Source organism: Pseudomonas sp. NFR09 (genome assembly GCF_900111535.1).
Lineage (GTDB): Bacteria > Pseudomonadota > Gammaproteobacteria > Pseudomonadales > Pseudomonadaceae > Aquipseudomonas > Aquipseudomonas extremorientalis.
Genome location: NZ_FOIH01000004.1, coordinates 504,051 through 519,732, shown reverse-complemented (window position 1 = coordinate 519,732; position 15,682 = coordinate 504,051). Strand labels below are relative to the sequence as shown.

Below are 15,682 nucleotides of genomic sequence, written 5' to 3'. Positions count from 1 at the left end.
CCCGCTGCTTTGAGATTTTGAATATGGACGTTCGCCCTGTTACTGCCCTGAAAACCCTGAGCCAACGCGGCCTGGCCTTGATCCTGGCCAACGCGCTGTTCTGGCAGCCATTGCTGGCGAGCGCCGAAGGCATCGTGGTCAGTGGCCCCGGTACCACGGTCGGCCAGGCGGGCAACGGCGTGCCGGTGGTGAACATCGCCACCCCTAATGGCAGCGGCCTGTCCCACAACCAGTTCAAGGACTACAACGTCGGCCCCAACGGCGTGATCCTCAACAACGCCAACGGCATTGTGCAAAGCACGCAACTGGGCGGGATCATTGTCGGCAACCCGAACCTCAAGGGCGGTGCGGCGAATGTCATCCTCAACGAAGTCAAAGGCGGCAGCCCCAGCCAATTGCGCGGCTACACCGAAGTGGCGGGCCAGTCGGCCAAGGTGATCGTCGCCAACCCTTACGGCATCAGCTGCAACGGTTGCGGCTTCATCAACACCCCCAACGTCACCCTGACCACCGGTAAACCGGTGATCGATCAGGCGGGGCAACTGAAAAGCTATCAGGTCGACGGCGGCGCCGTGACCATCGACGGCAAAGGCCTGAACGCGAGCAACGTCGACCGTTTCGAGATCATCACCCGTTCGGCCAAGATCAATGCGCAGATCAACGCAAAACAACTCACGGTGATCGCCGGGCGCAATGACGTCGATGCCCAAAGCCTGAAAACCACCGCCCGTGCCGATGACGGCAGTGCCAAGCCGGAGCTGGCGATTGACTCGTCGGCCTTGGGCGGCATGTACGCCGGCGCGATCAAGCTGGTGGGCACCGAAGCCGGTGTGGGCGTGAAGCTCGACGGTACGCTGGCCGCCAGTGGCGGCGACATTCAACTCGATGCCAACGGCCACCTGAGCATGGCCCAGGCCGCCGCCAGCGGTGCGGTGGACATCAAGGCCGCCAGCCTGGAGACCAAGGGCGCGGTCTACGCCGGCACCACCCTCAAGGCACAGACCAAGGGCACCCTGAAAAACAGCAAGACCCTCGCCGCGCGCGACAGCATCACCCTGGCCAGCAACGGCCAATTGACCAATAGCGGCATCATCGAAGCCGGGGTCAACCCTGACAACACGCGTAATGCCGGTGGCGACGTCAGCCTCGACAGCCAGCGCATCACCAACACCGGCACTGTGATCGCCAATCGCAGCCTCACCGCTACTGCGCAAAGTCTGGATAACCAGGGCGCGACCTTGAGCGCCAAGCAGGCGCTGAACATCACCGCCGCCAGTGTCGACAACCGCAACACAGGTCGCCTGCTCAGCGACGGCGCACAGACGCTCAACGTCAGCGGCCTGCTGGACAACAGCCAGGGCGGCATCATCGACAGCAGCGGTGCGTTCACCCTCAACGGCAATAGCCTGGATAACAGCGCCGGTAGCCTGACCGGCGGTGGGGCGATCACCCTGGATCTGATCGGCGACCTGATCAACCGTAACGGCAAGCTGGCCAGCGCCGGGCCGTTGCTGATCCAGCGCGCCGCGCACATCAATAACCAGGGCGGCAAGCTCGCCAGCCAGGGCTTGCTGACCGTGTTCGCCAACAGCGTCGACAACCAGAGCAACGGCACCCTGGCCGCCAACGATGGCCTGGTCCTGACCACCAGCGGCCTGTTGCAGAACAGCGGCAATGGCCTGATCCACAGTGAAAACGCTGGCGTGACCATCACCGCCGGCACCCTCGACAACAACGGTGGCCGCATCGCCGCCAAAGCCGGTGATGCGCAGATCGACGCCACGGATTTCAACAACGGCAGCGGTGCGCTGTTCGCCCGGGATCGTGTGCACCTGACCGGTATGAATGTGGATAACGGCGGCGAGATCGCCGGCAACCGCATCGACGTTGGCCTCAATGGCGCACTGACCAACCGTGGCCTGATCGAAAGCGCCACGGCCCTCGATGTCGAGACCGCCAGCCTGAACAACAGCGGGCAAATGCGCGCCTTGGGCACCAGCGGCAAAACCCGCTACGCCATCGGCAGCCTGCTCAACAACAGCGGTAGCCTGGAGACCGCCAACGATCAATTGAGCCTCGCCGCCACCCGCTTCCAGAACACCGGCGGCAAGGTGTTGCACGTGGGCACCGGCGTGCTTGACCTCAGTGGCATCAGCCTCGACGAAGTCGGCGGCAGCCTGGTGACCAACGGCGACCTGACCCTCGATAAAGCCAACTGGACCAATAGCACCGCGATCCAGGCCGGGCGCCTGACCGTCAATGTCGGGACCCTGAACCAGACCGCCACCGGCAAGCTGCTCGGCACCCGCGCCCTGGTTGGCAGCGGCCAGGACTGGACCGTGGGCGGCAGCGTCGCCAGCCAGGGCAGCCTGGATCTTTCGGTGGGCAACCTGCTCAACGACCACGGTTTGATCTTCAGCGGCGGCGACCTGAACCTCAAGGTCGACCGCCTGAAAAACCTCGGCGCCACGATCTACGCCATGGGCAACCTGCGCGTCGACCGCGACGGCCAGGGTGGCCTGGCCACCAGCATCATCAACAGCTCGGGCACCCTCGAAAGCGAGCGCAACCTGATCCTGGCCGCCAGCACGATCCAGAACATCAGGACTGTGCTCAACACCGAGTCCGGCATCTACAGCGCCTCCATCACGCCCACCGCCTGCATCTTTGGCGTGACCGGTGGCGACTGCGACGGCCCCAAGCAGAACCGCCCGTTCCTGATTACCCAGCGTGATCACTTCATCGTCACCCAGGCCACGGCAGCGTCCAGCATCACCTCGGGCGGCAACATGCTGCTCACCGGCGGCGAGCTGCTCAACAGCAGCAGTAGCATTGCCGCCGGTGGCGGTATGACCGTGCGCGTCGACCAACTGACCAACATTGGTTTGGTAACCCACGACACCCAATACGACCGTATCTTTACCTCTGAACGCGAGCGTAAGCCGGGGGGCTGGTACCGCGAGGCAGCGGCTTTCACCCAGCGCTATTCGGCAGGCCAGGACATGACAGGCGTCGAAGCCGGCCTGGCGTCGTTCATCGGCAAAATGGAGAGCGAAAAGACCGACCTGCGCAAAACCACCCAGTTGATGGTGCCCGACCAAAGCTACGCCGCCGTCATCCAGGCCGGCGGCAGCGTGGATGTGAAGGCCCAGGCCGGCATCGACAACAGCGTCGTGCGCGGTGGCTACACCTACGTCGGCAGCGGTGCCAACACCCATGCGCCGGGCTACTCGACCCTGGTCAGCCTCAACCCGCAACTGCCGCCGGACGTTGCCCAGCAACAGGTCAACCCACTGGGCCTGCCCGGCTTCGACCTGCCCACTGGCGAGAACGGCCTGTTTCACCTCAGCGACAGCGATGGCGCCAAAGGCCTGCCCACCAGCCAGTTCGCGGCCAACCCGCATAAGTACCTGATCGAAACCAACCCGCTGCTCACCGACATGCGCCAGTTCATGAGCTCGGACTACATGCTGAGCAAGCTCGGCTACGACCCCGACACCGCGCAAAAACGCCTCGGCGATGGCTTCTACGAACAGCGCCTGATCCAGCAAGCCGTGCTCGCTCGCACCGGCCAGCGTTTCATCGATGGCCAAACCAGCGACGCCGACCTGTTCAAGCACCTGATGGACAACGCCATCAGCAGCAAAAGCGCGCTGAATTTGTCCGTAGGCGTAAGCCTCACCGCCGAACAAGTCGCCGCCCTGACCCACGACATCGTGTGGCTGGAAAACGCTACCGTCGCCGGCCAACAAGTGCTGGTGCCGGTGCTGTACCTGGCCCAGGCCGGCAACCGCCTGGCGCCCAACGGCGCATTGATTTCCGGCACTGACGTCAACCTGATCACCGGCCGTAACCTCAACAACGCCGGCACCTTGCGTGCCACCGGTAGCCTGTTGGCGAACGCTGGCGGCAACCTCACCAACAGTGGGTTGATGGAAGCCGGTGGCCGCCTCGACCTGCTCAGCGGCAACAACCTGACCAACCGCGCGGGCGGTGTGATCAGCGCGGGCAACGTCAACCTCGCCGCCGGCGCCGACCTGCTCAACGAACGCAGCGTCACCACCCACGCAAGCGCCAGCAGCTACCGCACCGAACGCAGCGACTTCGTCGACAGCGCCGCGCGCATCGAATCGGCCAACGATTTGACCCTGCAAGCCGGTGGCAATTTCAACAGCGTCGGCGGCGTGCTCAAGAGTGGTGCCGACACAACGGTCAAGGCCGTGGGCGACGTCAACATCACCGCCTCGAAAACCCTCGACAGCGGCGCCATCGGCAACCGTTCCAGCTTCACCACCATCGCCCAGCAAGGCTCCGTGGTCGACGCTGGCCGCGATCTGCATGTGATTGGCGGGCGCGACATCAGCGCCGTGGCCAGCCAGGTCGAGGCCAAGCGCGACGTCAACCTGATTGCCACCCGCGACCTCAACGCCGTTGCGGCGGCCAACGAGCAGCACTCCACGGGCAACACAAAAAAGGTCAAGAGCATCGAAGACCACGTGCAGCAAGTGTCCAGCGTGATCAAGGCCGGCGGCGACGCCACCCTGAGTGCCGGGCAGAACCTGCAACTGGTCGCCAGCCAGGTCAATGCCGGCAGCGAGGCGTACCTGGTGTCCGGCAAAAACCTTGAGCTCAAAGCCGCTGAAAACCAGGACTACAGCTTCTACAGCAAGACCAAGAAAACCTCCCAGGGCAAAAAATTCCGCCTGGATGAAACTGACGTCGTGAACAACGTTGGCAGCCTTGTCAGCGCGGGGACGAACAGCACAGTCGTCGCCGGTGCAGACCTGCTGCTGGCTGGCAGTGCCGTCACTGCTGAAAAAGGCGCCACGCAACTGGTGGCCGGCCAGGACGTGAACATCCTCGCCGTCAGCAACGCCGACAGCGCCCGCCACGAACGCAAGGAAAGCAAAAGCAGCTGGGGCGGCCTGAAGTCGAGCAAGGTCCAGGACAAAGTCGACGAAAAACGCACCACCGCCCTGGGCAGCATGGTCTCCGGCGAAACCGTCACCGTCGCCGCCAAGCGCGACGCCACGGTCACTGGTTCCAACCTGGTCAGCACCGGCGACCTCGCCGTCCAGGCCGGCCGCGACCTGACCATCGACGCGGCGCAGAACACCTTCGCCCGCACCGACATGCACAAGGAAAAAAATCGCGACCTCACCGGCGTGCTGACCGGCAACAAGCTCGGTCTGGACGACATGACCGGCAACCAGAAGCTGTACATCAACAGCTCGAAGCACAACGGCACGGCCAATGAAATGACCTTGACCGGCAGCACGATTGGTTCGAGTGCGGGCAATGTGTCGTTGAGGGCGGGGCGTGAGTTGAAGGTGGTGGCCAGTGATCTGGTGAGCACCAAGAACATGGAGTTGAGTGGGGCGAATGTCACCGTTACTTCGGGGATGGAGACGGCCAGTCAGACCAGTAAGGACAGTTCCAAGAGTTTGGCGGTAGGGCGGGTGATTGCGGGCTCGGTGGTGGACACCGCCACCAGCATGCGCGACGCCGTCAAAGCGGCCCGTAGTGCTGATGACCCACGACTCAAGGCAGTCAAAATCGCCCAGGCGGCCCTCGCCGCTTACAACCTGAACGGCCAGGCCTCGGACGCCAATGCGCAAAGCTCCGGCTTTAAAAACAAAACCGGCGGCACGCCCGGCAACGGTTCGCTGATCAAGATCGGCACCGAACTGGCTAATAATCGCAGCAAGAACAGCAGCGAATACAACAGCATCACCGCCAAGCAGAGCACGCTCAACGCAGGGCAAGACTTGTCGATCGTTGCCACGGGCGCTGCGACGGGAACTCAGGGTGATATCCAGATCACTGGCAGCAGCTTGAGAGCCGCCAACACCTTGTTGTTAGCCAAAAACGATGTGTTGATGCAAAGCGCACAAAACACCACCGACCGCAAAAACGAAGGGTCGAAAAATAAAACCGCCATTGGCGCCAGCTTCAATATTGGCGAGCAAAACGGCTTCACCCTCGACCTCGGAGCGCAGGGTGCCAAGAACAATGGCAACGGTAACTCCGTCACTCAGGTCAATAGCACCCTCGATACAGGCAGCCTGTTGTTACAAAGCGGTGGCGATACCACCCTCAAAGGCGCCCAGGTTCGTGCGGACCGTATCAAGGCAGATATTGGCGGCAACCTCAATATCATCTCCCTCCAGGACACCGAGTCGTCGCGCAGCAAACAGAGCAGCGCAGGCTTCGGCGCCAGTATCTGCGTCCCTCCGTTCTGCTACGGCTCTACCGTAGCGGGCTCGGCGAACCTTGCCGCCGCGAATATGAACAGCGACTACAAGGGCGTGACCGACCAGAGCGGTTTGTATGCGGGCACGGGCGGCTACGACATCAATGTCGGCAAGAACACCACCCTGCAAGGCGCGGTGATTGCCAGTGAGGCGTCAGCTGATAAGAACCGCCTAAGCACCGACCGCCTGATCGTCAGCGACATCAAGAATGTCAGCGAAATCAAAAGCCAGTCTGCCGGTATTTCGGTGTCGTCCAGCAGCACCAGCGGTGCCTCGATGGGCGGCAGCATCCCGATAGCGCTCAAGGAAAAAGACCATAGCTACACCCGTAGCGCGGTCAGCAAAGGCACGATTGTGGTTCGCAATGCCGATGGCGCCAATGACCTGGTGGGGTTGAATCGCGACACCGCCAATGCCAATCAGAAACTTGACCGGCCAGATGAAAAGGCCATGCAAGAGCGTATTGACCTGATCCAAAGCTCGGCGCAGTTGGCCAGTGGGGTGATCAGTGCGGTGGGCAAAGCCAAGGCGGATGAGGCGAAAGCACTGGCCGATAAAGCCAAAACCCAAACCGAAACCGGTTCGCCGGATGCCGCTGGAACGGTGCTCGCAGCGAATGCCGCTTATACGGAAGCCCAGCGCTGGCAGGTCGGTGGCGACAAACGCTTAATGGCCGATATCGCGTCCGGACTAATCGCCGCAGGGCTGGGTGGCGCGCCTGTAGGAACGACGGTTGGTATTGTCGCCAACACGGCCTCCAGCGATATCTTCAACAAGATTGGCGATTATGCCCAGTCGCGTGCGACTGATCCGAAGTCGGATGCGGCCACTCGGGCGGCTTGGGCTGAAGGCGGTGCGGCACGTGTGATGTTGCACGCGTTGGCGGGGGCGGCTATTGGGTTGTCCAGTGGCAATGTGCAGAGTGGTGCATTGGGTGCGGGAGCTTCTGCGGCCTTGATGCCTAGCATTGCGGATGCACTGGGTAAAAATGGTATCAGGGGATCGGAACAGGAGACGTTGGCTGCGTTGGTCGCCCTCGGTGTGGGCGCCTCTGTGGGCGGTAGCGGCACCGCTGCGGGTGCGGTAGTTGCTGGGAGTACGGCAACAGCCGTCGAGCAATACAACCGTCAAGCGCACCCTACGGAAGCGCGTTTAATACAAAAAGAAGCCGATAAGTTAGCGGCGGAAGCGGGAATTTCCCCTGCTGAAGCAGAAAGGCGCATGGCCGCAGCGCTGGCGTCCTATACCGATAAAACGTGGAAAGCTACGATCGAAAAAGCTGGTGAGAGTCAGTTTGACCCCCTCACTCTGAAACACTTGGGTGAAGCGCTGGCTCCCTTGGCGTCTATCTACGAGAACAGTGCGATGTATCCCGAGGGGACCCGTCGCACTTACAGCGCCGACGAAACTGTTAACTTGCTGAAAAATTTCAGTTCGACACACGCCAGTGAGTACAGAGACGGCAACATTAACATCAGCTATTTGGGTGACCCCGATACCTATAAGAGCGCCGGGCTGGTGGATTACTACAAAGCCAACCTCGATTATCGAGACAAGGTGCCCTCTGCTGGTGGCGCTCAAGGCAGTGGAGCAGGCCTGGGGCGGAGCGTTTTGGAGATGGCTCAGGGTATGAGCTCACTGTTCAAGATTGCCTTTGGCGGTAATTCATTGGAGGAGGCGAACAAACTGATCGATCCCTTCGTCGAGCCGTCTTCCGACATGGCGGGTGAATGGATAACTCGCAACGGCGGCCAGGGTTTGGTGTTTGGCCTGCAAGGTAATACCTACGAGCAATATGCAAAGAACACCAAGCTCGGCGCCGATTTACTACTGATGGGCATGCCGGGTAGCGCGAGCCAGGCCGGTAAAGTGGAGCAAGTCGCAAAGGTCGCGGAAGCGGCGAAAGCAGAACGTAAACTGGCGCAGCAACTCCACGATCTAGAGTCGGTACTACCTCCAGAAAAGCCGACAGGTTACAGCGTAGCGTTTGAAACTGCCTTGAACCCGGCCGATTTCGGTCGCAGCCGAGACGTGCATTTCAATAGGTCCAATGCTGCGTTGGACAACGCGTTGAGCATGGACTCTGCGTTTGCGCAAATGATGGAGACACTGATCCCGAATATTAAATCGTCGGTTTCAAAAGTCGGAGGGCGGCAAACACCTTCTGGCTGGACATGGGAGCATGCGTCGTCGTCGACTGCTTTCAATCAGGAAGGAATCATGCGATTAGTACCGACCGCCCAACACACACCTGGTTCTCCTTGGTGGCGCGTACTGCATCCCGATGCGGGGGCTGCGGGTGGATATTCTGAATGGGCAATTCCAAGAGGCGCCCCAAAAAATTAGGTGGAAGAATGAATATTGCTGAGTTGAACATCAATGTCGGGGGACGCCCCAGCGTGGGTTTCAGTGGTGATGACTCAAGCGTGCGCGCCCTTGAGGCTCGGCTGGGCCGTAGGCTTCCAGAAACCTACCTTCAATTCATTCGAAGTGCCAACGGTGGGCATCCTGAAGCCGGAAGTTTCTTTTTGAACGCATCACCAGATGCTAGCGTCAGCGTTGATTGGTTTTATTCACTAGGAGACGCAGGTATCGACAGCCTGGATAAGGCTCTTGATGACTGGGCTCAAGTGTTGGGGCCATTCATGTTGCCCATTGGGCGCGACGGAGGTGGCAGCCAGTTTTATATTTCGCTGGATTCGCCATCCGGTTCTGTTTGGTATTATTCACATGAAGGCTCAGAACGCACCCAACTTGCCGATAGCTTCGATAAGTTTCTGCAGCAGTTGCAAGTTCACCCGGATTTTATTTGAGAGCCGTTATGAATCGATATGAGGGGAAGCCTTTTCTCCGGCTACTGGAATGCTACGTGCTTTCGGCTATTGATGAGCTGACAGACGAGCAGTGTGCGGCGTTAAGTGCGCTGGAGCCCAAGTTGCACGAGCTGTACGGGGTGCAAGGCAGTTGGAGTGATGTCGTCGCGTCTCAGATGGATTTTCCGGAATCCCTGGTGGAGAAAATAAAAGAAGTGTGGCGCGTGAATTCGGAAAAATTTGCGCGAGCTGGTGTAAAAATAAACGCAGAAGATTTTGCTAGAGACTTTGTGGATACCAATTTTCCTTGATGATGATAAAAGGGACAGATTTGAATGGCACTTACTTAGCAGCTAACTAGCTAGTGTGACTGAAAAAAAGAAAAAACAGAAAATAGGGGGCAGACCCTGAGGAGTCCCCACAAATCTACTCTAGCCTCTGAGCTTGCCGGTGTACTTCATCGCGCACCAATAGCTCCATATCCGCCAATCTCGAGCGGGACAATCCGGTGGGGATTCCTCAGGGTCAGGCCCCTCTTTCCTCTGAGTGTCGGAGGATACTAAGCGGTATGACAAATCGTCGCAGGGAAATAGGGGTCAGACCACGATTAGTGCACCAATGTATATTGGTGGTCTGACCCCTATTTCTCTCTGGAAAAATCGAACAGTTACAGAAATTACAAAATAACACTATGCTCAACCCTGATCGTAAGGAGGTCATACTTTTTGCTCCGAACGTGGTTAAGCCGCAGCAGATCAAAGCTTACGAAAAGGTAGGGGTTAAAGTAATTAATAGTGTCGACGAACTGTTCGAGTATGGTGCCAAAAAAGGAGGGTTGTAATCGTGAGCGACTCAGCTTCAATCATATCGGATGTGGCAATTGATGAAGATGCGTTTGCTGATTTTATCCACTCTATAGGCGGAGTCGCTAGTATCGGAAAACGTAATCGTGGAATATTGAATTGGGACGAGGCCACTTTGTATATTTCATTACTCAACTCCGAAAAATTCATGAATTTTTATGATTCGCAAGATATTCTCGATTGGGAAAATTTGTTGGGTGCCCCTCCTAAGACAATGATCGAAATGCAGTTGGGTCATTCGAAAGGCTCAATGGAGATGTATTTATGGTTGGCGTACGAGTTTGGCAAGAAATGGAATTGTGTTGTAGATGACGTTAATGCGGTGACGCTTAACTACTCCGAAGTCTGTGACAGGTACACAAGGTCGAGTATGAAATAGGAGAAAATAGGGGCCAGACCACGATTAGTGCACCAATGTATATTGGTGGTCTGACCCCTATTTCCGAGCTTTGGCTTCTCTACCGTGGCCGATAACCCGCAATCACTGCAGATGTGGAACGATGCCATGCGTTCTGCGGCCAGTGCAAACCGCCCGAACGGCTACACGCGATACTTGGATACATTGGCCAGCGGCCAGAACCCCAGTCAGCAAATACTCGAAGATGCGTTCAGCGCGGTGAACAGTCGCTTTGTTAAGTCTGCCCGTGAGGCAGGTCAGGAAATTGCCCAAGTTCACCATTGGAACTTCGGCAAGACAGATTTCCCAACGCAGATCGTTGACCCTCGCCATCTTGTGCCCGTACCTTCGCGCGAGGCTCATCAACTGATACACCAACAAACGAGCGCGACCTCTAACATCTGGGTGGGGCCTATTTCTCCGTTGCACCGAATAGAGATCCCCGAATGGTCGACGCCCCTGGCGCCAAAACGGTGAAGGCATGAACGTTAAAACAGCATTGGAAGCGCTGGGGTTACCCGACACGCTGGTAGCATGCGCCGATGGAAGCATCGAGCCGCCCATTTGCACGCTGCAGGCCCCTGCCGAGTGGTATGGGTTTCCACCTGCGCTGATCCCGATATGGAGTGACGGATCTCGGCCTACCTATATTGGGTACTGGAAGCACTGGTTTGTTGATCGTGAACCCACCTTCGTAAAAATGTACGTTGGCAGCGACCGAATGACCGTCGAGATCGCCCGCACGCCTGAGCAACTGATGGCCGTGCTCGCCATGATGTCGATGAGTCTTGAGGAGGGTGTCACGCCCGAACTTGAGCAGTTCGCCAAGGCGGTGGGGCTTGATTGCCTGGACGCATTGGATGCGCAATCGTTGAAAAGTGGCGACGACCCCAAAGGCTTCGCCAACGTCGAACCGTTCAAGACGTTGACGCCACTGGCCAGTGTTGCTGACGGCGTAACGCGTTACACCGGAAACTTCCCGAACCCGTCCGCCCCAGCCCCTGATTGGTGGGAAAGCAGTTGCTATTTTGAAGTTGTCGACGAGCACATGCCGGTGCCCAAAGGCGTGGAATTGCCCGCGTGGTTTGATCCTGAACGCGAGAAAAAGCCGTTGTTCGAGGCTTATATGCAAGCGGGGCGCCTTGACTGTGCATGGCTGACCTTGAACTCCACTGGCTGGTCCATCGCCGATGCTCGCCAGGCACTGGTGGAATTGCAGGCTCGGGCCGGTGATGAACGCTTTGATAACGTTGTCGACTATTGGTTGTCCATTGCGGATCTGGATGCCGGAGGCTATTGAACTTGGCTGATTCGTAGCGGTTAAAGGTTACGTGCACTGGCGAGCCACGCAGTAACATGCGCGCCCGATGGCCTTATGGAAATAGGGGTCAGACCACGATTAGTGCACCAATGTATATTGGTGGTCTGACCCCTATTTCTCTACTAGTTAGAGGGCTGGGGCAGCGCTACGTTCAATACATCAATCGAACCTATCAACGAACGGGCACGTTGTGGGAAGGACGTTACCGCTCCTGTCTGGTTCAAAAAGATAACTATGTTTTAGCTTGCTATCGATATATCGAAATGAATCCGGTTAGAGCTGGCATGGTTGCTCATCCGGGCGACTATCGCTGGACCAGCTACAGGGCAAATGCACAGGGCGAGCCATCAAGCTTTTTAAGCCCACATGCGGTCTATAGAGAGTTAGGTAGCAGCACCGTGCAACGAGCCGAATCCTACCGGTCTTTATTCAAGGATCGGCTTTCACCTGAGTTGATAGAGCAAATTCGATCTTCTACAAACGGTAATTACGTTTTGGGCGATCACAAGTTTGCGGCCGAGATTGAGCAGGCATTAGGTAGACGAGTTTCTCAGGGGGGTGTCAGGGCGCCCAAAAAGTTTGATCTAAAAGAGTAGAAGAATAGTGGTCTGACCCCTATTTTCCTTATTTTCCTATTTTCTTCTGACCCCTATTTTCTTCCGTCGAATAGTTGCGGGAGAAAATAAAGGTAACTGGCGAAGCGCAAAAAAGGGGAGAGTCTCATTTAATAATTACTTGCCGATCAGGAGAAAATCCGGGCCAGCCCACATTTTGTACAAAACCGCACACGAGATCGCAGTGATGGCACAATGCCTCATGTAACGCCATCCACTGCCGACACACTGGCGATGGCCAGACGCATCAGGAAAGGTGAACCGGCCGTCGTCGGCGTTTTCGAAACCGCCCCACCGCTACCCACAAGGAAGAAACGCATGATCAAGTTGTTCTGCAAAGCCGCTGTTGTTCTGTCCCTGGCCACGCTGTTTGGCTGTTCCTCGACGCCGTCGGTGGAGAAGATGCAGGCCGATGTGGCGAACTATTCGTTGCCTAAGGCTGCTGTCGCCGATAAAGGCTTGGTGTATGTGGTGCGTCCGAGCAACGTGGGGATGATGGTTCGCTTCAACGTGTTCCTGGATGACAAGGAAGCCGACTCGGAGATGGGTTACAACCGCGGTAACCAGTACATCTATTTTTTCGTGACACCGGGCAAGCACGTGATCAGTTCCAAGGCTGAAAACTGGGCGGACATGCCGATTGATGTCAAGGCGGGTCAGGTGGTCTACCTCAAGCAGGAAGTCGACATGGGCTTCGCCATCGCACGCAACAGCCTCAAAGTGCTGAGCGACCTCGAAGGCCGTTACCTGGTCAAGGATGCGTCGCTGGGCACCGTGGCAAAAGAAAGCAAGTGAGTTAAACCGTTGAAGCCTGCCGGGCTCCAGGTCCGGCAGGCCGTCATTTTTCACCCTGCGCAAACGTTCAAGGACTGATGTGAAAAACCTCCTCTTCATCCTCTTTGCCACCCTTATCCTCAGCGGCTGTGTCAGCCATCCCCTTACGCCCGAACACCGCGCCCAGATCAAGACGGTCAAGGTGTTGCCGGTAAAGTGGGAGTCGCAACAGATGGTCTACATGGGCCGTGAGCAAGCCTGGGGCGCAGCATTGGGGGCCGGGCTTGGCGCGGGCGTTGGCATGGCCAGCGGTGCTTCCAGGTTGGGCACGGCGGCGTTGAGCGGCGCCGGGTTTGCAGGTGGCATGAAACTTGGGCAGTTGGCCGAGATGCCGACGCCGGTAGCGATCCTTACGGTGATGGAGGCAGAAAAAATCGATTTGGGCGTGTTGCTCAAACAGGGCTTCATCGATGCGTTGGGCAAGACCTCAACCCTCAAAGTGGTGGGTGACGACGAACCCGCCGATGCGCAGATCCAACTGACCGTGGCCGAGTGGGGCTTTCGCCTGACCCAAGGGTTCAGCAGTGTGGTGTACCCCACCCTCAATGTGCTGGCGCAGATGAATCGCGGCGATGAAATGGTCTGGCGCACCAGCGAGGCAGTCACGCCGTTCAATGGCCAGAACGTCTACGGCTACACGCCGCTCACCTATCGCACCGACCCCGAGGCGTTGCGCCGCGCGCTCACGGGGATTACGCAGATCTCCAGTGGGTATTTGGTCAAAGAGCTCAAATAAGCCGGCGCGTGCGTTAATGCTGGGCTGCCCCTGTTTCCCGACTCCACGGACGCATCACATGAAAAAGGCAATGGTTCTACTGGCAATCACGGGCCTCGTCACCGGGTGTCAAGCTGCCAGGCCACCAAGCTCCTTTGAACAGAGTCTGGCCAACGTTCAGTGCATGCTGTCCGAGGGCGAGAAAAGCCCCACAGCCGATCAGGCTCAGTTCATTCGTCAAGCCAGCGATAACGGCAACGTGCGCTGTAAGACTGCGCTCGGTGGTTTGTACGAATCCGGTCGTGGCGGCCTGCCACAAGATTTTGTCAAGGCCAGATCGCTTTATGAGTCCGTCGCCGCCGTGGATGGCGTCGGTTACGAGAGGCTGGCGCGCATGGCCGAGGAGGGCCACGGGCAAGTGCGCAACGATGTGGAGGCGCGACGGCTTTATCAGTTGGCGCTGACCAACAGCGACAGCGATAAAAGCAAACTCGCCTTGGCCCGATTGATGGAAGAGGGGCGCGGTGGTCCGCAGGATTTGTTCGGGGCCATGATGTATTACGTGGAGGCCAGCCAGCATGCCGGCGATGTCGCGTGGAAAGGCCTTCAGCGCATTCGTGCGCAACGGCCGGTACTGACGCCTGAACAGGTACAGCGCTACAACGAGGCCTGGGGTGACACCAGTCGCAAGAGCCTCAATCGTACGGCACTGGACATCGAGATTGCCTTGAACAAGCAAATCAAACGCGGCAGCGCGAGCAAGCCGGTGACGCTGCAAGTGCAAGGCCTGTCGGGTTCGAATGTGCCAAAAATCCTATTGATCGAAAGCTCGGGCAACGCCGAGGTAGACCAGGCCGTGGTCACCGCATTCGGTCAATATCGCTTTCCTGCCGAGCCGCTATTGCAGGCAGGCCAGGACTCCTGGTCGTCCGAGCGGTCTCTCAAGGTCGGTTTGAAGTGAAGTGCTGGAGCCCTGATGCCATGGGTCGTTCACATTCAACGCAGACACAAACACCTTGAATCTGGAGCAACACCGTATGGATGCAAGCAATACCCCTGAACGCCCGACCGTCCTGGCCAGCATCGGTCGTCGCCTGGTTGCACGGGGCATCGACTGTGCCATCGCAGTACTGATCTTTTTCATCGTGAAGTTCAGCGCCGCTCGAGCTGTAAAACAGCTTGAGAACGCCTTTCAACTCCGTAAAATGCCGCCACTGTTCAAAACACGATACTTTTCAGGGACGAATTCATACATGCGCGTGTTTGCCGTATTTCTCGCGGCCTGCCTCATGGCGGGCTGTGCCTCCAAGCCGGATTACTACATCTCCCCGGCGCCGGTGACCATTCCCAAGACCGCTACTTACTGGCTCGACACCTTCGACGTCGAGGTGGTCGGCAAGAACGAACGCTTCCTGCCGGATGACAAAGTGCGCCAGCAACTCGGGGTTGATCTGGTCGACCGCCTGCTCAAGGCCAAGCGCTACGCCGCCAGCAAGGACAAGGCCGATTACCTGCTGGATGTGAACGTCATCTATACCCGGCGCATACAAGACACCCAAGGTGGTTTCATGACGGCAATCGTCGATGACAAGACCATCCTCGCCAGTGTCGACTTCAACTACCAGGTTAAGGTCAAGAAAGCCGGCGCCGAGGTGCTGCATTTCTCTCAGGCTCGCCAAGGGTTGATGCCAGGCGGGTACAAGGGCGACTGGCAGAACATGAAAACGATGGCCGGGGTGCTGACCAACTCTGGCAACTCCAGCGTCGAGACCTTCTACACCGGTTTGTTGAGCCGATTCATCGTTGACGACCTGCGTGACATTCCGTCCCGCTAGCGTTAGCTGCCGTACCCGTTTTCCCACTTAGGAGCA

At 58.1% G+C, this 15,682-nt stretch carries 11 protein-coding genes; all 11 read left to right on the top strand.

Translation table 11 applies throughout. The features are described 5' to 3' along the window. Positions 1 to 23 precede the first annotated feature (23 nt). Entirely contained in the window at positions 24 to 8,600 is an 8,577-nt protein-coding gene (locus BMX59_RS12660; RefSeq protein WP_256572954.1) for a hemagglutinin repeat-containing protein, read from the top strand. Positions 8,601 to 8,608: 8 nt separating this feature from the next. Further along, complete coding sequence (locus BMX59_RS12655) at positions 8,609 to 9,067, top strand: SMI1/KNR4 family protein (protein ID WP_064054208.1); 459 nt, start codon at positions 8,609 to 8,611, stop codon at positions 9,065 to 9,067. Between the two features lie 56 nt (positions 9,068 to 9,123). Continuing rightward, positions 9,124 to 9,378, top strand: a complete 255-nt coding sequence (locus BMX59_RS12650) for a hypothetical protein (protein WP_231808977.1) — start codon at positions 9,124 to 9,126, stop codon at positions 9,376 to 9,378. Positions 9,379 to 9,910: 532 nt separating this feature from the next. After that, the gene (locus BMX59_RS12645) at positions 9,911 to 10,309 is read left to right on the top strand and encodes a hypothetical protein (protein WP_093121862.1); all 399 of its coding nucleotides are present in this window, start codon (positions 9,911 to 9,913) and stop codon (positions 10,307 to 10,309) included. Positions 10,310 to 10,393: 84 nt separating this feature from the next. After that, a complete protein-coding gene (locus tag BMX59_RS30125) occupies positions 10,394 to 10,804 on the top strand; it encodes a hypothetical protein (RefSeq protein ID WP_139212873.1) in 411 nt (136 codons plus the stop codon). A gap of 4 nt (positions 10,805 to 10,808) precedes the next feature. Next, complete coding sequence (locus tag BMX59_RS12640) at positions 10,809 to 11,627, top strand: hypothetical protein (protein WP_139212872.1); 819 nt, start codon at positions 10,809 to 10,811, stop codon at positions 11,625 to 11,627. A 110-nt stretch (positions 11,628 to 11,737) separates the two neighbouring features. Further along, entirely contained in the window at positions 11,738 to 12,244 is a 507-nt protein-coding gene (locus BMX59_RS30120) for a transposase (RefSeq protein WP_139212871.1), read from the top strand. Between the two features lie 420 nt (positions 12,245 to 12,664). Then, positions 12,665 to 13,057, top strand: a complete 393-nt coding sequence (locus BMX59_RS12635) for a DUF2846 domain-containing protein (RefSeq protein ID WP_170856112.1) — start codon at positions 12,665 to 12,667, stop codon at positions 13,055 to 13,057. A gap of 79 nt (positions 13,058 to 13,136) precedes the next feature. Continuing rightward, entirely contained in the window at positions 13,137 to 13,832 is a 696-nt protein-coding gene (locus tag BMX59_RS12630; protein ID WP_093121855.1) for a hypothetical protein, read from the top strand. Positions 13,833 to 13,995: 163 nt separating this feature from the next. After that, positions 13,996 to 14,772, top strand: coding sequence for a tetratricopeptide repeat protein (locus BMX59_RS12625; RefSeq protein WP_071489755.1), 777 nt, complete (start codon positions 13,996 to 13,998; stop codon positions 14,770 to 14,772). 292 nt (positions 14,773 to 15,064) lie between these two features. Further along, entirely contained in the window at positions 15,065 to 15,646 is a 582-nt protein-coding gene (locus tag BMX59_RS12620) for a hypothetical protein (RefSeq protein ID WP_092248702.1), read from the top strand. Positions 15,647 to 15,682 lie beyond the last annotated feature (36 nt).